At 41.3% G+C, this 17,149-nt stretch carries 13 protein-coding genes; 1 reads left to right on the top strand and 12 read right to left on the bottom strand.

What is annotated here, in order from left to right; translation table 11 throughout:
• Positions 1 to 35: 35 nt before the first annotated feature.
• The 9 genes from glgB to parE all read right to left on the bottom strand — a co-directional run bounded on the left by glgB (position 36) and on the right by parE (position 13,073).
• On the bottom strand, positions 36 to 1,970 hold the full coding sequence (glgB, locus tag IGK85_RS05960) for a 1,4-alpha-glucan branching protein GlgB (protein WP_051013025.1): 1,935 nt from the start codon (positions 1,968 to 1,970) through the stop codon (positions 36 to 38).
• Between the two features lie 174 nt (positions 1,971 to 2,144).
• Positions 2,145 to 2,552 (bottom strand): hypothetical protein, encoded by a 408-nt coding sequence (locus IGK85_RS05955; RefSeq protein WP_008379690.1) that lies wholly within the window; start codon positions 2,550 to 2,552, stop codon positions 2,145 to 2,147.
• 94 nt (positions 2,553 to 2,646) lie between these two features.
• On the bottom strand, positions 2,647 to 3,093 hold the full coding sequence (locus IGK85_RS05950; protein WP_005236794.1) for a hypothetical protein: 447 nt from the start codon (positions 3,091 to 3,093) through the stop codon (positions 2,647 to 2,649).
• A gap of 197 nt (positions 3,094 to 3,290) precedes the next feature.
• Positions 3,291 to 4,100, bottom strand: a complete 810-nt coding sequence (locus tag IGK85_RS05945) for a DUF1803 domain-containing protein (protein ID WP_008379687.1) — start codon at positions 4,098 to 4,100, stop codon at positions 3,291 to 3,293.
• A gap of 88 nt (positions 4,101 to 4,188) precedes the next feature.
• Positions 4,189 to 5,118, bottom strand: coding sequence for a manganese-dependent inorganic pyrophosphatase (locus tag IGK85_RS05940; protein ID WP_008379685.1), 930 nt, complete (start codon positions 5,116 to 5,118; stop codon positions 4,189 to 4,191).
• Positions 5,119 to 5,212: 94 nt separating this feature from the next.
• Positions 5,213 to 5,968 carry a pyruvate formate-lyase-activating protein gene (gene pflA, locus IGK85_RS05935; RefSeq protein WP_008379682.1) on the bottom strand — a complete coding sequence of 252 codons (756 nt, stop codon included), beginning with the start codon at positions 5,966 to 5,968 and terminating at the stop codon, positions 5,213 to 5,215.
• A 104-nt stretch (positions 5,969 to 6,072) separates the two neighbouring features.
• Positions 6,073 to 8,301, bottom strand: coding sequence for a formate C-acetyltransferase (gene pflB / locus IGK85_RS05930; protein WP_008379680.1), 2,229 nt, complete (start codon positions 8,299 to 8,301; stop codon positions 6,073 to 6,075).
• A gap of 270 nt (positions 8,302 to 8,571) precedes the next feature.
• On the bottom strand, positions 8,572 to 11,034 hold the full coding sequence (parC, locus tag IGK85_RS05925; protein ID WP_005236805.1) for a DNA topoisomerase IV subunit A: 2,463 nt from the start codon (positions 11,032 to 11,034) through the stop codon (positions 8,572 to 8,574).
• Between the two features lie 11 nt (positions 11,035 to 11,045).
• The gene (parE, locus tag IGK85_RS05920) at positions 11,046 to 13,073 is read right to left on the bottom strand and encodes a DNA topoisomerase IV subunit B (RefSeq protein ID WP_008379678.1); all 2,028 of its coding nucleotides are present in this window, start codon (positions 13,071 to 13,073) and stop codon (positions 11,046 to 11,048) included.
• A gap of 284 nt (positions 13,074 to 13,357) precedes the next feature.
• On the opposite strand from parE, the gene plsY reads away from it, so the two are divergent.
• Positions 13,358 to 13,996: a glycerol-3-phosphate 1-O-acyltransferase PlsY gene (gene plsY / locus IGK85_RS05915; RefSeq protein ID WP_008379676.1), complete on the top strand. Its 639-nt coding sequence runs from the start codon at positions 13,358 to 13,360 to the stop codon at positions 13,994 to 13,996.
• 52 nt (positions 13,997 to 14,048) lie between these two features.
• Here the strand turns inward: plsY and IGK85_RS05910 are convergent, their stop codons facing one another.
• Genes IGK85_RS05910 through hslU form a run of 3 tightly spaced genes read right to left on the bottom strand, consistent with a single transcriptional unit; the run spans position 14,049 to position 17,138 of the window.
• Positions 14,049 to 14,924: an aldose 1-epimerase family protein gene (locus tag IGK85_RS05910; RefSeq protein ID WP_008379674.1), complete on the bottom strand. Its 876-nt coding sequence runs from the start codon at positions 14,922 to 14,924 to the stop codon at positions 14,049 to 14,051.
• Between the two features lie 11 nt (positions 14,925 to 14,935).
• Positions 14,936 to 15,727, bottom strand: a complete 792-nt coding sequence (gene codY, locus IGK85_RS05905; protein WP_429972193.1) for a GTP-sensing pleiotropic transcriptional regulator CodY — start codon at positions 15,725 to 15,727, stop codon at positions 14,936 to 14,938.
• Between the two features lie 13 nt (positions 15,728 to 15,740).
• On the bottom strand, positions 15,741 to 17,138 hold the full coding sequence (gene hslU / locus IGK85_RS05900; protein WP_005236820.1) for an ATP-dependent protease ATPase subunit HslU: 1,398 nt from the start codon (positions 17,136 to 17,138) through the stop codon (positions 15,741 to 15,743).
• Positions 17,139 to 17,149 lie beyond the last annotated feature (11 nt).

Genomic DNA, 17,149 nt, shown 5'->3' with positions numbered 1-17,149 from the left:
GGTGATCTACTCACCGTTCCCCCTCTACTCTTTTTTTATGCTTTCTTTACTGCTTTTTTACGAGTCATTTTGATTTTTTCTGGTTTGATAATCAAAGCCCCAAGTGCAGGCAAAATTGTTTTGATTTGATAGTCGTATTGTTTAAAAGGGGCATTACTGGTCTGGCAGTCTTGGTTATTAGCCACCCAAGTTCCACCAAATACATCCCGTTCAGTGTTTAAAATCTCTCGATACGTTCCTTCGTATGGCACGCCGATCGCAAAATCGTGACGCTCCACTGGTGTCAGATTGACAACAACGATCAAGAAATCTTTTTTCGTTTTTCCTTGTCGTAAGAAAGTCAATGTCGTTTCATCTAAGTTGTCTGCATCGATCACCATCAATGAATCTTCTTGATCATCCAATTCCCAAAGGGCTCGTTCTTCTTTGTATAGTTCATTCAAGGTCTGGGTGAAGAACTGCATTTTTGCATTTAATGTGTCGTTTAAATCGACCCATTCAAGCCCATGATCATATTTCCATTCTAAAAACTGTCCCCATTCACTACCCATGAATAACAATTTTTTCCCTGGATGCATCATCATGTACGTATAGAGATTTCGTAGTTGTGAAAACTGTTTGTAGCGGTCCCCCCACATTTTATGCATCAAACTTTTTTTACCATGAACGACTTCATCATGAGAAAGTGGCAAGATATAATTTTCTTGCATCCGATACATGAAAGAGAAAGAAAGCAGATTTAAATGATCTTTACGGAAAATCGGGTCCATTTCATAAAAACGCAGGACATCGTTCATCCAGCCCATATTCCATTTGTAATCAAATCCTAACGCGCCTTCTTCGACCATTCCTGTTATTTTGGTTTCAGACGTACTTTCTTCTGCAATCATGACCACTGCTGGATGGGCTAACTTGATAACAGAATTAAGCTTCTGTAAAAAGTAATAGCCTTCAAAGTTGCGATTGCCCCCTTCGTGATTTGGTTCCCATGGACCTTCATCATAATCGCGATAGATCATGTTGGAAACGGCATCTACCCGAATACCATCAATGTGGTAAAATTCGATCCAGAACAAGGCACTTGAGATCAGAAAGCTTTGGACTTGTGGTTTGCCGAGATCAAAGTTGATCGCACCCCAGCGAACATTTTTGGCACGGTTTTCATCCATGTATTCAAATGTCGGCGTGCCGTCATAATAAGCTAAGCTGTCATCATTGACACAAAAATGTCCTGGTACCCAATCAACAAAGACACCAATATTTTCTAAATGGCATGCCTCTACAAAGTCTTGAAATTCTTCTGGTGTCCCATAATAGGAACTGAGCGCAAAATAACCTGTCAGCTGATAGCCCCACGAGGTACCTAATGGATGTTCCATCAAAGGCATAAATTCAATATGGGTATAACCCATTTTTTTCACATAAGGAATAAGTTCATCTTTTAATTCAGAGAAGCGATAAGGGGTGCCGTCTTCGTGGTGCTTCCACGAGCTGGCATGAACTTCATAAATATTTAGAGGTCGATTAAATATTTTCTGTCTTTTTTTGCGGCCTTGCCATAGTCCGTCCCGCCATTTTTTTTGTGGGATCGAATGCAACACGGCAGCAGTTCCTGGTCGAGCTTCGAAATGGACAGCAAAAGGATCAATCTTCAATACTTCTCGTCCATTTGCTTGTTTGACTTTGTATTTGTAAAGCTGTCCTTCTTTTACTTGGTTGGTCTCAATCTCCCAGACCCCAGATTCTGCCCTTTTATTCATTGGCAAAGTGTCTGTCCATTGGTTGAAATCACCAACCAGCCAAACTTGTTGAGCGTTTGGTGCCCAAACACGAAACACATAGCCGTCATCCGCTTGATGGGCTCCTAAGAAATGTTGGACATAAAAATTTTCACCGCTCAGAAAGTCCTTTTCTGCAGTCAGTACCTGTTGTTTGGTAACCACTCTCTCATCAGTCCTCCTTCGACTCATCTTGATCGCTTATTCTTTAACGATCGATCATTGTCCCATTTTTTCATAGAGAAGCATTTGCAATCAAACGATCTCTACTGTTAGCATAGCATAAAATAAAATTCTAGTAACCTAATAACCCTATGATACGAACGAATTATTCAGGACAGAAAAAAACAGCTTGAACGTATCTGTTCAACCTGTTTCAGCTCTACTTTTTAGCTTTTGGAAAATGAAGTATGTGACTACACTTAACTGAAACAAACTTGCCAAAACCAGGATGAAAACAATCATCACCGGAAGTGTCTCAGTTAATTCAACATATGCCAGCAGTGTCCCAAATGCAGAAGAGGCGGAGCAAAAACACCAGAATCGAAACCCGTAAAAACTCGTCACTACGGTATAAAGACTAATAATCCCCAATAAGAAAAGCTGAGTAAATCGGTCAAATACCGTATCGGTATAATAAATTTCACCTAACATGACTTGGATCGTACCAAAACTAGTTGGTACTTTATAAAGCGTCAGCAATGCACCGATCAAACTGAATGCACCGATCAAAAGATGACTGCCAGCTAAGCTGATTCGAATGTTTAGTTTCACGCGTCCTTCACAACCTTCAATCTTCGATCCTTTTACGAAAACAACTGCTTCTACAGCCGTTTCCCTTCTTCGCTAGAGCCGAAATCACCTTCAATTATTTTGCTTGCCAAAGCTCTTTTACTTGCCCATCGGTGTAAACTTTATAGGCTTTATTTACTGCCAAGGACTTGTCTGCGTGACCAATTAAGTAATAATTGCCATCACAGTCAAACTCTCCCTCACTCAATAATTTATAACTCGTTAATGGACCATCTGCCATTTTTTTTGCCAAATAACGAAGGGCATTCGCGGGATTCACTAAATAGTTTTGATTCACTAGCCAATCAATAACCACTGAAACGATCGTATTTGCCCCAAATCGTTCCTTTTGCTTTAATGCGAGAATGAGATCTCCATCAGAAAAACGCGTTTCATCGATCCCCGCATTTGTAATTGCTTGCCGTGCCGCTTCTATCTCTGACATTGATACGAATGTAATCATTTCTGCTTTCGTTTTATTCCGTTCCAACTGTTCAAAATCAACCGTTTTATATCCTTCCATTTTTATATCCCCTTTCAACGTTCTAAAATCATCATATCATCAAGAAATCAAATCTCCAAACAAAACGATCGTTATATTTTAATTTTTATTCATCAAATTATCATTTTAGTGAACAAGAAAAAAAGCTATTAGAATAACATCTAACAGCTTTGTAATATTCAGGAAATTTAAAACAAATAACATAATTATTAGAAATCTCAATTATCATTGAAAAAAAACGTGTTGTATGAACCTGCTTTTCTCGCTAAGTGAGCGAGCACTGATCGTTGCAAGAAAATATCCTTTTCAGCAGATGGATAACGGCCGTTTTTTAGATTATCACAATTTATTTCTTCCAGCAAGAAATCTAGCTCGGAACTAACGATTTTCAACTGTTGAAGCGATTCTAGAAAAATACTCGGACGCACTTTTTTGTTTTTACGGATACGTTCAAAGATGACACTTACTTGATCTAAGTAATAGACCGGATCGACATCGCCGATCAAATCCATTAGTTCGTCATAAACCGATAGATTTTGCAGCTGGCGATTTGCTTCAAAAAAAGCCGGCAGCGTTGGTGGCCATGGCGCTTCTGCGTATGAGATCATCTGAAAACTTTCATGGGCCAAGGAATAAACAATCCCCTGCTCCACCTCCTGCAAACAACCATAGAAGTATTTTTTTTCATTACTTAATGTCGCAAAGTTTTTGAGAAAACCAGCGATTTCTTGTGTTGACCAATCAAGGGCATCTTGATAAAAACCGTCACTTTCTTGCAGCTGCTTTTGATCTTCTTCAGTATAAACAGGAAAACCTAAAAAATAGCGTCGATTTTGGCGGATGATCAAAGCTGATGCGATCAGACGGTCAAGGGTTTTATCAAATGACACCTCTGGAAACTTCGCTTTTAGCTCTCGTAGTGTCGGCGGTTCCTGACAGCTTAAAAGCACATGAACCAAATCATGGAATTCAGAAGATGCCAGGATCGGTTGCAACGAACGATAATGGGGACTATAAAAAAATTTCACTGTGTGTACTCCTTATTAAAAAAATCATGAAAAATGCTGGCTTGATCTACCAAAACAGATCTCACCAGCACTCTGACATTTATCCTAATTATCCTTCGAAAACCGCTGTTAATTGAGGAACGATTTGTTTTTTACGAGAAACAACGCCAGGTAAAAAGGCACGATGGTTCGTTAATGTCGTTTCAAACGCTGCTTCTACTGGGGCAATTGGTTCACCAACAACTAATAGCTCAGAATTACTGTCTAAGATATCAGTAGCAACAAGCAAGAACAAATCATAGCCATTTGCTGACATTGATTCTTTCATGGCAGCTTCCAATTCTGCTTGACGGTCAAAGACCTCTTTTAGGTCGACTGTATTGACTTGTCCGATACGGATGTTTTTCCCGCCCATTGGGAAGCTTTTTGCATCAAGATCCAGCAATTCTGCGGCTGATTTCGTTCCAAGATTTGTGCCGGCTTTCAACATATCCAATCCGTATGCTTCCAATTCAACACCTGCTAAAACCGCTAATTCTTTTGCTGCCGCTACATCTTCATCGGTACATGTTGGCGATTTGAACAACAATGTATCGGAGATGATCGCTGAAAGCATGATTCCTGCGATCGCTTTTGGAATTTCCACTTGATTTTCTTTGTATAACTTCAATACGATCGTACTGGTACAACCAACAGGTTCTGCACGATAATACAACGGATTGGCTGTCTCAAAGTTAGCAATACGGTGATGATCAACCACTGCCAACACTGTAACATCAGCGATATCTGCCGCACTTTGCTGAAACTCATTGTGATCCACCAGCATTACTTCTTGTGTTTCCTTAGTTACTGAATCGATTACACGAGGAGCAGCCAGGCTAAAGGTGTCTAGTGCAAATTGTGTTTCTTCATTCGGTGTACCTAGCGCCACCGCTTCACAGTCTTTCCCAAGTTGATTTTGTAAGTTTGCAAAGGCAATCGCTGCACCAATAGCGTCGGTATCAGGATTTTGGTGACCGAATACTAATATTTTCGACATTTCTTCATCGCTCCTATTTCAATTGATATTCACTTTCTAATCATAGTAAAAAAACAGGAAAGAAGCAATAGCAATCTCTTCTTTCCTGTTTTGATCAACGGGTTAAGTAGCCTTTATAGTCATCTACATGGAGCAAACGTTTGGCATTTTTCACCCGATCTTCGGTTGGTGGTTCGATCCCTTCAAGGGGATATTTCAAGCCTAGCTCATCCCACTTGTATTTCCCCATCGTGTGATAAGGTAAGATCTCAACTTTATCGACATTCTTCAACGTCTTGATAAATTCATCCAAACGGATCAAGAAGTCATCATAATCGCTTCTAAAAGGAACCAGCACATGACGAATCCAGACGGGCTGATTGATCTCTGAAAGATAATTTGCCATATCCAAAATATTATCATTGGATTGGGTGGTCAGCTCTTTATGGGCTTTGTTATCGATATGTTTGATATCAAACAACAGCAAATCAGTCACAGTCATCAACTCTTGAAACTTACTGAAAAAAGGCTCTTCTCGTGTAAATGGTTTTCCGCAAGTGTCCAGTGTTGTGCTGACCCCTTCTGCTTTGGCTTTGCGAAACAGATCGATCAGAAAGTCCATTTGAAGTAACGGTTCCCCACCACTAACGGTGATCCCACCTTTTTGTCCCCAGAATTCGCGATATTTCAACGCCTCTTCTAAGACGTCATCAGTCGTTCGTTCGATACCCGTGCCAATCTTCCAAGTATCTGGATTATGACAAAACTGGCAACGCATGCGGCATCCTTGCATGAATACAATAAAACGGATACCTGGTCCATCTACTGATCCAAAACTTTCTGTTGAATGTACTTGTCCTGTTACTGCCATAATGCTCTTCCTTTCTTCGAAACGACGGATAACCATGCTCCGTCTGATACTCTCAAAACAAGAGGCGGCGGATTTTCCCGTCCGCCGCCTGAAGTTGTTGCTTATTACATTGCTTCGTGCATTGTACGAGCAATGACATCATCTTGTTGTTCTTTGGTTAATTTAATGAAGTTAACCGCATAACCAGAAACCCGAATCGTTAATTGTGGGTATTTTTCTGGGTGAGCTTGCGCATCAAGTAATGTATCACGGTTAAATACGTTGATATTTAAGTGGTGACCACCTTTTGCTGCATAGCCATCTAGCATTGTTGCTAGGTTTTCTTGTTGTGTCTCATCGTCACGACCTAATGCTTTAGGTACGATTGAGAAGGTGTTTGAAATACCATCTAATGAGTAATCATATGGTAATTTCGCAACTGACGAAAGACTTGCTAATGCACCATGCGTATCGCGGCCATGCATTGGGTTTGCACCTGGAGCAAATGGTGCACCTGCACGACGTCCATCAGGCGTGTTCCCTGTTTTCTTCCCATAAACCACATTAGAAGTGATTGTAAGGATCGAAGTTGTATGTTTTGCATCACGATATGTTTTTGTGCGTTTTACTTTCTTCATGAAAGCTTTCAACAAGTTGACTGCGATATCATCTACACGGTCATCATTGTTTCCGTATTTAGGATAATCGCCTTCGATTTCGTAATCTTCAACAATGCCGTTTTCATCACGAATCGTACGAACTTTGGCATATTTAATCGCTGATAATGAATCAACTGCAACAGAGAAACCAGCGATACCAGTAGCCATCGTACGTAGAATATCTGTATCTTGGAGCGCCATTTCAATGCGTTCATAAGAATATTTGTCATGCATGTAATGAATGATGTTCAATGTGTTCACATACAGATCACAAATCCAGTCCATCATTGTGTCATATTTTTCCATTACTTCGTTGTAATCCAAGTATTCAGAAGTAATTGGTTGGAATTTTGGTCCAACTTGTGCTTTTGATTTTTCATCGACCCCACCGTTGATTGCATACAACAATGTTTTCGCTAAGTTGGCACGAGCACCAAAGAATTGCATTTGTTTCCCGATGCGCATTGCGGATACACAACAAGCGATTCCGTAATCATCGCCCCAATGTCCACGCATCACATCATCGTTTTCATATTGAATCGCTGATGTTTGGATCGACATTTTCGCACAGAATGTTTTGAAGTTATGAGGCAAACGTGTTGACCATAAAACAGTCAAGTTTGGTTCTGGTGCTGGACCTAAGTTTGCTAGCGTGTGTAAGAAACGGAAGCTGTTTTTTGTTACCATGTGGCGTCCATCTTCACCCATACCAGCGATTGACTCAGTTACCCAAGTTGGGTCACCAGAGAACAATGCGTTGTAATCAGGCGTCCGAGCAAATTTCACAAGACGTAGTTTCATGACAAAATGGTCAACGATTTCTTGTGCTTCTTCTTCAGTGATCACGCCATTTTTCAAATCGCGTTCAACATAAATATCAAGGAAAGTTGACGTACGTCCCAATGACATTGCCGCACCATTTTGCTCTTTGATGGCTGCTAAGTAACCAAGATATAACCATTGGAATGCTTCTTTCGCCGTTTGAGCTGGTTTAGAAATATCAAATCCGTAAATGTTTCCTAATTCTTTCAATTCGCTTAAAGCGCGAATTTGTTCACTTAATTCTTCACGTTGGCGGATAATGTCTTCAGACATGGTTCCGTTTCCGCAATACAATAGGTCTTGTTGTTTTTCTTTGATCAAGAAATCCACTCCGTATAATGCAACACGACGGTAGTCACCAATGATCCGGCCACGGCCGTATGCATCAGGAAGACCTGTGATTACACCAGAACGACGAGCTGCTCTGATTTCAGGTGTATAGGCATCAAATACCCCTTGGTTATGTGTTTTACGGTAGTCGCGGAAAATGTGAGAAACTTCCGCATCGATTTCATAGCCGTAAGATTCTGCTGCTTGTTCTGACATGCGGATGCCGCCAAATGGTTGCAAGCTGCGTTTAAATGGTTTTTCCGTTTGGAAACCAACAACTGTTTCTAAGTTTTTGTCTAAGTAGCCAGGTCCATGAGAAGTAATCGTTGAAACGACTTTTGTATCCATATCCAATACGCCGCCAGCTTCACGCTCTTGCTTGTTCAGTTCCATGACTTGATCCCATAGCTTCGTCGTTGCTTCAGTAGCATCTGCTAGGAATTCATCTGTTCCGTCATAAGGTGTGTAGTTTTCTTGGATGAAGTCGCGTACGTTTACTTCTTCTTTCCAAGTTTTTCCTTTAAATCCATTCCATTGTTCCATCTGATGGACCTCCTTAAATTTTCTGTTCACTAATGTAACAGCTTTACGTGAACAGTATAACACACACCCTAATGATTGCAAGTGTTTTCAAGAATTATTTTGAACAATTTAGTTTTTTTTAAGATTTTTATTATTAAAAACGTTGATTTATAAGCATTTATCAAATGTGAATCTTTTATTAAAGTGCGTTTTTTATTAATGTGAAAGATTAATTAAGAGGCAAAAAAGCAACCATTCTGTACTGGTACAGAATGGTTGCTTTGTTATAATTTATAGTACAGAATCCTCTGCGATTGCAGGACTGATTTGTGTTTTCACTTCGTAGATTTGCCCCCCTGTTTTCTCATCCATGATAAATGAGCCGTTGGAGGTCCGATCATTGATCGGGATTTGATTCGTGATGACTTCAAAGGCTTGTCCTTTTTGGTTGGTTACCAGTAGCTGCTGGTTCTCTCCATTCCCCATATAGACTACGCGATGAGGGTTTTTCTTCAATTCCCGTAAGACCATCAATCCACGCTTCGCCCGTCCTAATTGGGTGATCTCTTGGGCTAGCATGCGTTTTGCTGCGCCACGTTGGGTAATCAGAACGATCGGTGTATCCCCTTCTGAATAAACTAACAACCCATTGATAAGATAATCATCCGCTTTAAGGTTCATCGCTTTGACCCCAGCTGCTTTTGGTCCCACAACGGGCACTTCATTAAGCGAATACCGTAAGCCAAAGGCAAGATGACTGACTAAAAAGACATCCATTTCTTCTGTTTGATCAGTCAAAAAGACATTGACTAATTCATCTGATTCATCTTTCAGCTTCATGATCGTCATTGGCCGTGTCTTATAGGTGCGCCAAGGTTCAAATTCCGTCATTCGTGTTTGTTTAATCATGCCGTTTTTACTGATCAGCACAAAGTTTTTCAACGGATCGATCTCTTTGTAGGCAAAGACCCCAATGATCATTTCATCTTGCGCCAGTGTCATAACCGTTTGCGAAATATGTTCGCCTAGATCTTTCCATTTTAAATCAGGCAATTCATGAACCGGACGATAGATCGTGTTTCCTTTATTGGTTACCAATAACAGATGATCCAACGTATTCATTTGGTTGCTGTAAAGTAAAGAGTCGCCTTCTTTCATGCCGATCTCTTCTGGTTTTGAGGCACCGTAAGAACGCAAACTGCTGCGTTTGACATAACCGTCTCTTGTGACTGTCACGACGACTTCTTCTTGCGCGACTAAAACTTGTGTTTCGATCTTGATTTCTTGAATTTCGGCTTCGATCTCAGTCAATCGCGGTGTCGAATATTTTTTCTTGATCTCCCGCAATTCCTTTTTGATCACTTTCAGCAATTCACTTTCCTCATTTAAAATCGTTGTCAATTCAGCGATCGTTTCAGCAAGTTCTTTCGCCTCTGCTTGCAATTGTGTGATATCCGTATTGGTCAAGCGGTACAACTGTAAGTTCACAATGGCTTCTGCTTGCTCTTCCGTAAAACCGTGCTGAACAACCAGATTGTTTTTGGCATCTTTTTTGTCTTTACTGCCGCGAATGGTGGCGATCACTTCATCAAGAATCGATAAAGCTTTGATTAACCCATCGACGATATGCTGTCTCTTTTGGGCTTTTTGCAGTTCAAAACGACTGCGTTTTTCGATCACTTCACGCCGATGCTTGATGTAGCTTTCTAAAATCCGTTTCAAACCGACTTGTTGGGGGCGCATATTGTCGATAGCCACCATGTTGAAGTTGTAGTTGATCTGCAATTCGGTATTTTTAAATAAATAATTTAAAATTCCTTGTGCATTTGCTTCTTTTTTCAGCTCGACAACGATCTGCAAACCAGTACGGTCAGTTTCATCACGCACTTCAGCAATCCCGTCGATCCGTTTATTCAAACGAATCTCATCCATTTTTTTGACTAGATTGGCTTTATTGACCTCATAGGGAATCTCATTGATAACGATTTGCTGCTTGCCACCTTTGATGTCTTCGATCTTGGTTTTCGAACGCAGGATCACTTTGCCTTTGCCTGTTTCATAGGCTTTTTTGATTTCTTCTTTCCCTTGTAAAATCCCTCCTGTTGGAAAATCAGGGCCGGGAATATACTTCATCAGCTGATCCAAAGAAGCTTGCGGATGGTCGATCAAATAGACCGTTCCATCAATGATTTCCCCTAAATTATGGGTGGGAATTTCCGTTGCATACCCAGCTGAGATCCCAGTTGAGCCATTGACTAACAGATTTGGGTATTTTGCTGGTAAGACCGTTGGTTCTTTTTCGGTATCATCAAAATTCCACACCAATTCGACGGTGTTTTTTTCTATATCTTTTAACAGCTCACCACTTAATTCTGAAAGTCGTGCTTCGGTATAACGCATGGCAGCTGGCGGATCACCATCCATACTCCCGTTGTTTCCGTGCATTTCAATCAAAATCTGACGCAATTTCCAGTCTTGGCTCATGCGGACCATTGCTTCATAAATACTCGAGTCACCATGGGGATGAAAGTTCCCCATGATATTCCCGACTGATTTCGCTGATTTGCGGAAGCCTTTGTCATACGTATTGCCGTCTTGGTTCATGGCAAACAAGATGCGCCGCTGAACCGGTTTTAACCCATCACGAATATCTGGCAATGCCCGTTCTTGAATAATGTATTTGGAATATCGACCGAAGCGATCTCCCATCACTTCTTCCAATGTCAATTCTTGTATATTGCTTCTGTGTTCCAAGAGACCACCTCCTATTCCTTAACTAAATGTTTGCTTTCTGCTTGTTCGGTATCCATTAACTTTTCATCAACTAATTCCGGTACCGTATCTTCTTTTTTATCCAAAATACTGCCATCTTCTTCTAAACTGAATTGAACATGGCTTTCGATCCACTTCCGACGAGGTTCTACCTTGTCCCCCATCAAAGTGGTGACGCGACGTTCTGCTTGAGCCGCATCATCGATTCTTACCCGAATCAGCGTCCGCGTTTCTGGGTCCATCGTCGTTTCCCACAATTGATCGGCATTCATTTCCCCCAACCCTTTGTAGCGCTGAAGCATATAGCCTTTACCGATTTTTTGGGTCAGTTTGCTTAGTTCATCATCCGTCCAAGCATATTCGACTACTGCCTTTTTCCCTAACCCTTTAGACACTTTATACAAAGGTGGCAAAGCAATGTATACTTTTCCCGCTTCGATCAAAGGTTTCATATACCGGTAGAAAAACGTTAAAAGCAGCACTTGGATGTGCGCCCCATCGGTATCCGCATCGGTCATGATAATGACTTTGTCATAATTGCAGTCTTCAATCGAAAACTCTGGGCCAACACCGGCACCGATAGTATAGATCATGGTATTGATCTCTTCATTTTTCAAAATATCCTGCATCTTGGCTTTTTCTGTATTGATAACTTTGCCTCGTAACGGTAAAATCGCTTGGAACTTGCGGTCACGGCCTTGCTTCGCTGACCCGCCGGCTGAGTCCCCCTCCACCAAATACAATTCATTTTTCTTAGGATTACGAGACTGAGCAGGCGTTAATTTTCCAGAAAGCAGTGACTCACCTTTTTTGCGTTTCTTTCCAGTGCGGCTTTCTTCTCTCGCCTTTCTGGCAGCTTCACGGGCCTCTCTTGCTTTGATCGCTTTACGAACCAGCATTTGACTCATTTCACTGTTTTCTTGCAAGTAATAGCCTAGTTGCTCGCCAATCACATTGTCTACAGCATTTCTTGCTAAGGGTGTTCCTAATTTCCCTTTGGTCTGTCCTTCAAATTGCAAAAGATTTTCTGGAACACGGATCGACAACACGGCCGCTAAGCCTTCACGAAAATCACTACCTTCAAGGTTCTTATCTTTTTCCTTCAACAAATTGACCTTGCGGGCATATTCATTGAAAGCTTTCGTCATTGATGTTTTCATCCCAACTTCATGGGTACCACCATCTTTGGTACGTACATTGTTGACAAAGGACAAGACATTTTCCGAATAGCCATCATTGTATTGAAAGGCAAGTTCTACCTCGATTGCTTCTTTGGTACCGGAAAAATAAACCACCTGGGTCAAGATATCTTTTTCTTCATTTAAATAATCAACGAATTCTTTGATGCCTTCTTCATATAAAAAAACTTCATGAATTGGTTCTTCCCCACGTTCATCCGTCAGGGAGATTTTGACCCCTTTTAGCAAGAAAGCCGATTCTCTTAAACGTTCTGCGAGAATTTCATAGGAGAATTTGGTTGTTGAAAAGATCGTGTCGTCAGGTTTAAAGGTGACTGTGGTTCCAGTTGGTTTACGAGTTTTGCCGATTTTTTTCAAAGTACCCGCTGGTTTCCCACCGTCTTTGAAGCTCTGTTTGTATTCGATGCCATCACGAACGATGACTACTTCCAGCCAGCTGGATAGAGCATTTACAACACTGGCACCAACCCCATGAAGGCCGCCAGAAGTTTTGTAGCCTCCTTGGCCAAACTTCCCGCCGGCATGTAGCACTGTGAAGATCACTTCAACAGTAGGGATTCCCGATGCATGTGTCCCGACCGGCATTCCTCGCCCATTGTCTCGAACACTGATACTATTGTCTTTGTGGATCGTAACATCGATTTCATTGCCGTATCCAGAGAGTGCCTCATCAACCGCATTATCGACGATTTCATACACTAAGTGATGTAAGCCGCGGCTATCGGTCGAGCCGATATACATTCCTGGCCGTTTTCTTACTGCTTCTAGGCCCTCTAAGACCTGAATGGAAGCATCATTATATTCTGTGGTTTTCTTTGCCAAACCCACCGCTCCTTTAATCTTGATCAGTCCTTTTTTACTGCTGAAAGGACTGCAAAAAAAATCTTAACACAAAATACGCTTTTTTCAAGCGAACATTTTTCTAAACTATCTTATCCTTTTTCCTTTGTTTGCACAAGCTAGAGTCACAAAATGGCTTGTTTGTGTTTCACAGCTCCGAGGAAAGCTGTTTTTCTTCTTTCCCTGACTAGCGAAAGATTTTCTTATTGTTGGAAAGGCGTTTTCATGCTAAAATTGCCCTAGCCTTGCAAAGAAAGTTGGTTATTATGAATACGATTCTTTTATTTATTGTTGCTTACCTTTTAGGTTCGATCCCCTCGGGTGTTTGGATTGGCCAATTGTTTTTCAAAAAAGATATTCGCCAATTCGGCAGCGGCAATACGGGAACGACCAATACATTTCGCGTTTTAGGAAAGAAAGCCGGGATCGTTGTTTTATTAATGGATATCTTAAAAGGAACTTTGGCAACCAGTTTGCCTGTCCTCTTTGGTCTCCATACCGTCAATCCGCTCTGGTTTGGGGTCTGCGCGATCTTAGGTCATACCTTTCCGATCTTTGCCAAGTTTAAAGGCGGCAAAGCGGTGGCGACAAGTGCTGGGATGCTCTTAGGATACAATCCGCTCTTTTTCATTTATTCTTCATTGATTTTTGTTATCTGTCTTTATGTGACAAGTATGGTAAGCCTGACCAGTATGATCGCGGCGTGTTTGATCACCTTATCGACGGTCGTTTTGCCTTTTATCGCCCCTGCGATATTGCCTGAGCAAAACTGGCTGCTGACCTTCATCGCGATCGGCGTAACGATTTTTATTTTTATTCGCCATCGCGAAAATATTTCACGTATTAAAGACGGGACTGAAAGTCGGGTACCGTTTGGTCTGAATAAGCGTCAAGCGAACAAATAAGCAGAAGCTGAGAAAAGTGCAATGACTTTTCTCAGCTTCTTTTTGCCTGCTTTTATTTGACTGTGATCGAGTACTTTGTTTCAAATAACTCCTCAGGCGAAAGTGCTTGAATACCCAATTTTTCTGAAAGCTCACCGGAAGCTTCCAGTGTGTCTGCGATACCGCACCATGGTTCTATACATAGAAACGGCGATTTCACTGGATACGTGGACCAAAAACCGACATACGGCATATTATTGTAGCTTAACGTGACACTATGAGGCGATTTCTCACTGCGAATCGAGTAGGAATGTAATCCTTTCGTTTCATAAACTAGCGCATCATTTGCAAACATGTCATGGGTCAAGCGTAAATCCGTATTCGTTTGACCGAGTGTGCGTTGCTCATAATCAATATAATTGCCTTTTAATGGCAATTTCACTCGTGATTTTTTTGGAGAAAAAGAAAGGTAGTAGTCTTCAAATGTCAGCCCTTTTTCAAGTGGGACGTTGAATGCAGGGTGTCCTCCAATGGAGAAGAATAGTTCTTTTTGACCGCTATTCTTTACTTGGTATTTGACGACTAAGCCATCACCGCCTAATTCGTAACTGACATACAGCTGAAAATCAAACGGATACTTCACTTTGGTTTCAGTTGAACTTTCTAATAGAAACAAGGCATAGTCTGTACGTTTTTCAACGACAGTAAACACCATGTCTCTGGCAAACCCATGACGGGGCAAATGATAACTTTTGCCCTCATGCTGATAGGTGTCCTCTTTTAAGGCGCCAACAATCGGAAATAAGATTGGCGCATGCTTTCCCCAGTGGTTTGGATCAGCTTGCCAAATATATTCAAGGTCATTGCTTGTATCAACTAAGCTTTGTAGCTCAGCCCCTTTTTCTGCAATTTTTGCTTGCAGATGACCCGCCGTGATGGTAACTGTCATGGTCTCATCTCCTAATATTGATGTTTCGTCAATTCCTCTTTAAAGCGGCTGTTAAGCACTTTTAAATAGGTGCCTTTCATCCCCAAAGAGCGGGATTCTATAATGCCGGCAGACTCTAGTTTACGAAAAGCATTTACGATCACCGACCGTGTAATTCCAATGCGATCAGCGATACTTGACGCGGTCAGACGACCTTCGTCGCCTTCTAATGCCTCAAAGATCGCTTGAACAGCTTTCAACTCACTATAAGAAAGGGTGTTGATTGCCATTTGAACAGCTGTGGTACTGCGAACATCTTCTTCGATACTGCGGGATTTTTGGTACAAGAATTGCATACCAACAACTGTCGCACTGTATTCTGCTAATACCAAATCGTCGTCATCAAAGGACTTATCGATTCTGGAAAGAATGATCGTACCTAAACGTTCTCCTGCACCGTAAATCGGTACGATGGTCGTTAGTCCGTTGGGATACAACTCACGGCCTTCTACAGGAAAAGCGGTCATATCATCACTGATTGGCACATTAGCTTCTGTGGAAGTCAGGTGATCGACTAAATCTGTATAATTTTTAGGAAACTGTTTTTCAACAAACATTTTTTTGATGCGTTCATTATTGACATCATGGTTCTCAACAAAACCTAACACGCTACCGTCAATGCTAATAATATACGCATTGCTGTCTAGGATGTTTCCTAAAATGACAGCCATCTTATCGTAAGGCAAATCAGAAGCTAAATTAAAGGTGTTTTTTTGCTGCAATAATTCGTTGATTTGTCTTGTCTTTTCTAATAATGTTTTCATTGGTCCGCTCCCTTTATAAAATATACCGGCTTAAGTCTTCATCTTTTGCGATGGACGCAAGTTTTTCTTCCACATACGCTTCTGTGATGGTGATTTCACCCATTTGCATCTCAGATGCTTCAAATAATAAGTCTTCAAGTAGTTTCTCTAGAATCGTATGCAAACGACGAGCACCAATATTGTCGGTATCGCGATTCACTTGATAAGCAATTTCGGCAATTTTCTCGATAGCTTCCATCGTAAAGACTACTTTGACATTTTCGGTTCCTAACAAGGCAATGTATTGCTTGACTAAGGCATTGTTGGGCTCCGTTAAAATTTTAACAAAGTCTTCTTTTGTCAAATCATCTAGTTCCACACGAATCGGGAAACGCCCTTGCAATTCAGGGATCAGATCGCTTGGTTTCGACAGGTGGAATGCCCCAGAAGCAATAAAAAGGATATGGTCTGTTTGTAGGGTTCCGTATTTCGTATTGACTTGCGATCCTTCAACGATCGGCAAGATATCTCTTTGCACCCCTTCACGAGAAACTTCTCCTGACTGCTGTGATTTCGAAGATACTTTGTCGATTTCATCTAGAAAAATGATGCCACTAGATTCTGCTAAACGTAATGCTTCACTATGAATATCCGCGTCGTTGACCAGTTTTGAGGATTCTTCTTGAATCAGCAATTCTCGTGCTTCTTTTACGGTTACTGTGCGTTCAATTTTCTTTTGCGGTTTCAATGCTCCTAAGGTTTCATTCAAATCGATCCCCATTTGTTCTAAGCCATTGTTCATCATCGGTGCTTGATTTTTCGGCTCATCGACTTGGATCGTCACTTCCCGGTTGTCTAAAAGGCCCTTTTCTAATTGCTCAAAAATGGCTTGACGGTTGCTGCGAATCTCATCCGTCAATTCTTCTTTTGGCTCTTCTGGTTGTTGTGCGGCGTTGAACATATTCATCATTTGTTCATAAGGATTGGTATTCTTTTTCTGTTCCTTTTTAATACCAGGAACTAAGACTTTTACTAAACGACGGTTGGCTTTTTTCTCTGCTTGGATCCGCACGTTTTTATATTGTTCTTTTTTCACGATTTGGATCGCATTCTCAACGAGGTCACGTACCATCGATTCTACGTCTCGACCGACATAGCCGACTTCCGTGAATTTCGTCGCTTCTAACTTAACGAAAGGTGCATCAACGATCTTTGCTAAGCGTCTCGCAATTTCCGTTTTACCAACCCCTGTTGGTCCGATCATCAAAATATTTTTTGGTGTGACATCTTGTTGCATCTTTTCATCTAATTGCAGCCGGCGGTAGCGATTTCTCAAAGCAACAGCCACTGATTTTTTGGCGTTGGTTTGTCCAACGATGTATTCATCTAATTCTTTCACGATTTCTCGTGGTGATTTGTTTTGGTTTGTCATATCGTCATCCC

This window comes from Enterococcus sp. AZ015 (genome assembly GCF_050499225.1).
Classification (GTDB): Bacteria; Bacillota; Bacilli; order Lactobacillales; family Enterococcaceae; genus Enterococcus_D; species Enterococcus_D entomosocium.
This window is presented reverse-complemented; position numbering and strand designations above follow the sequence as displayed.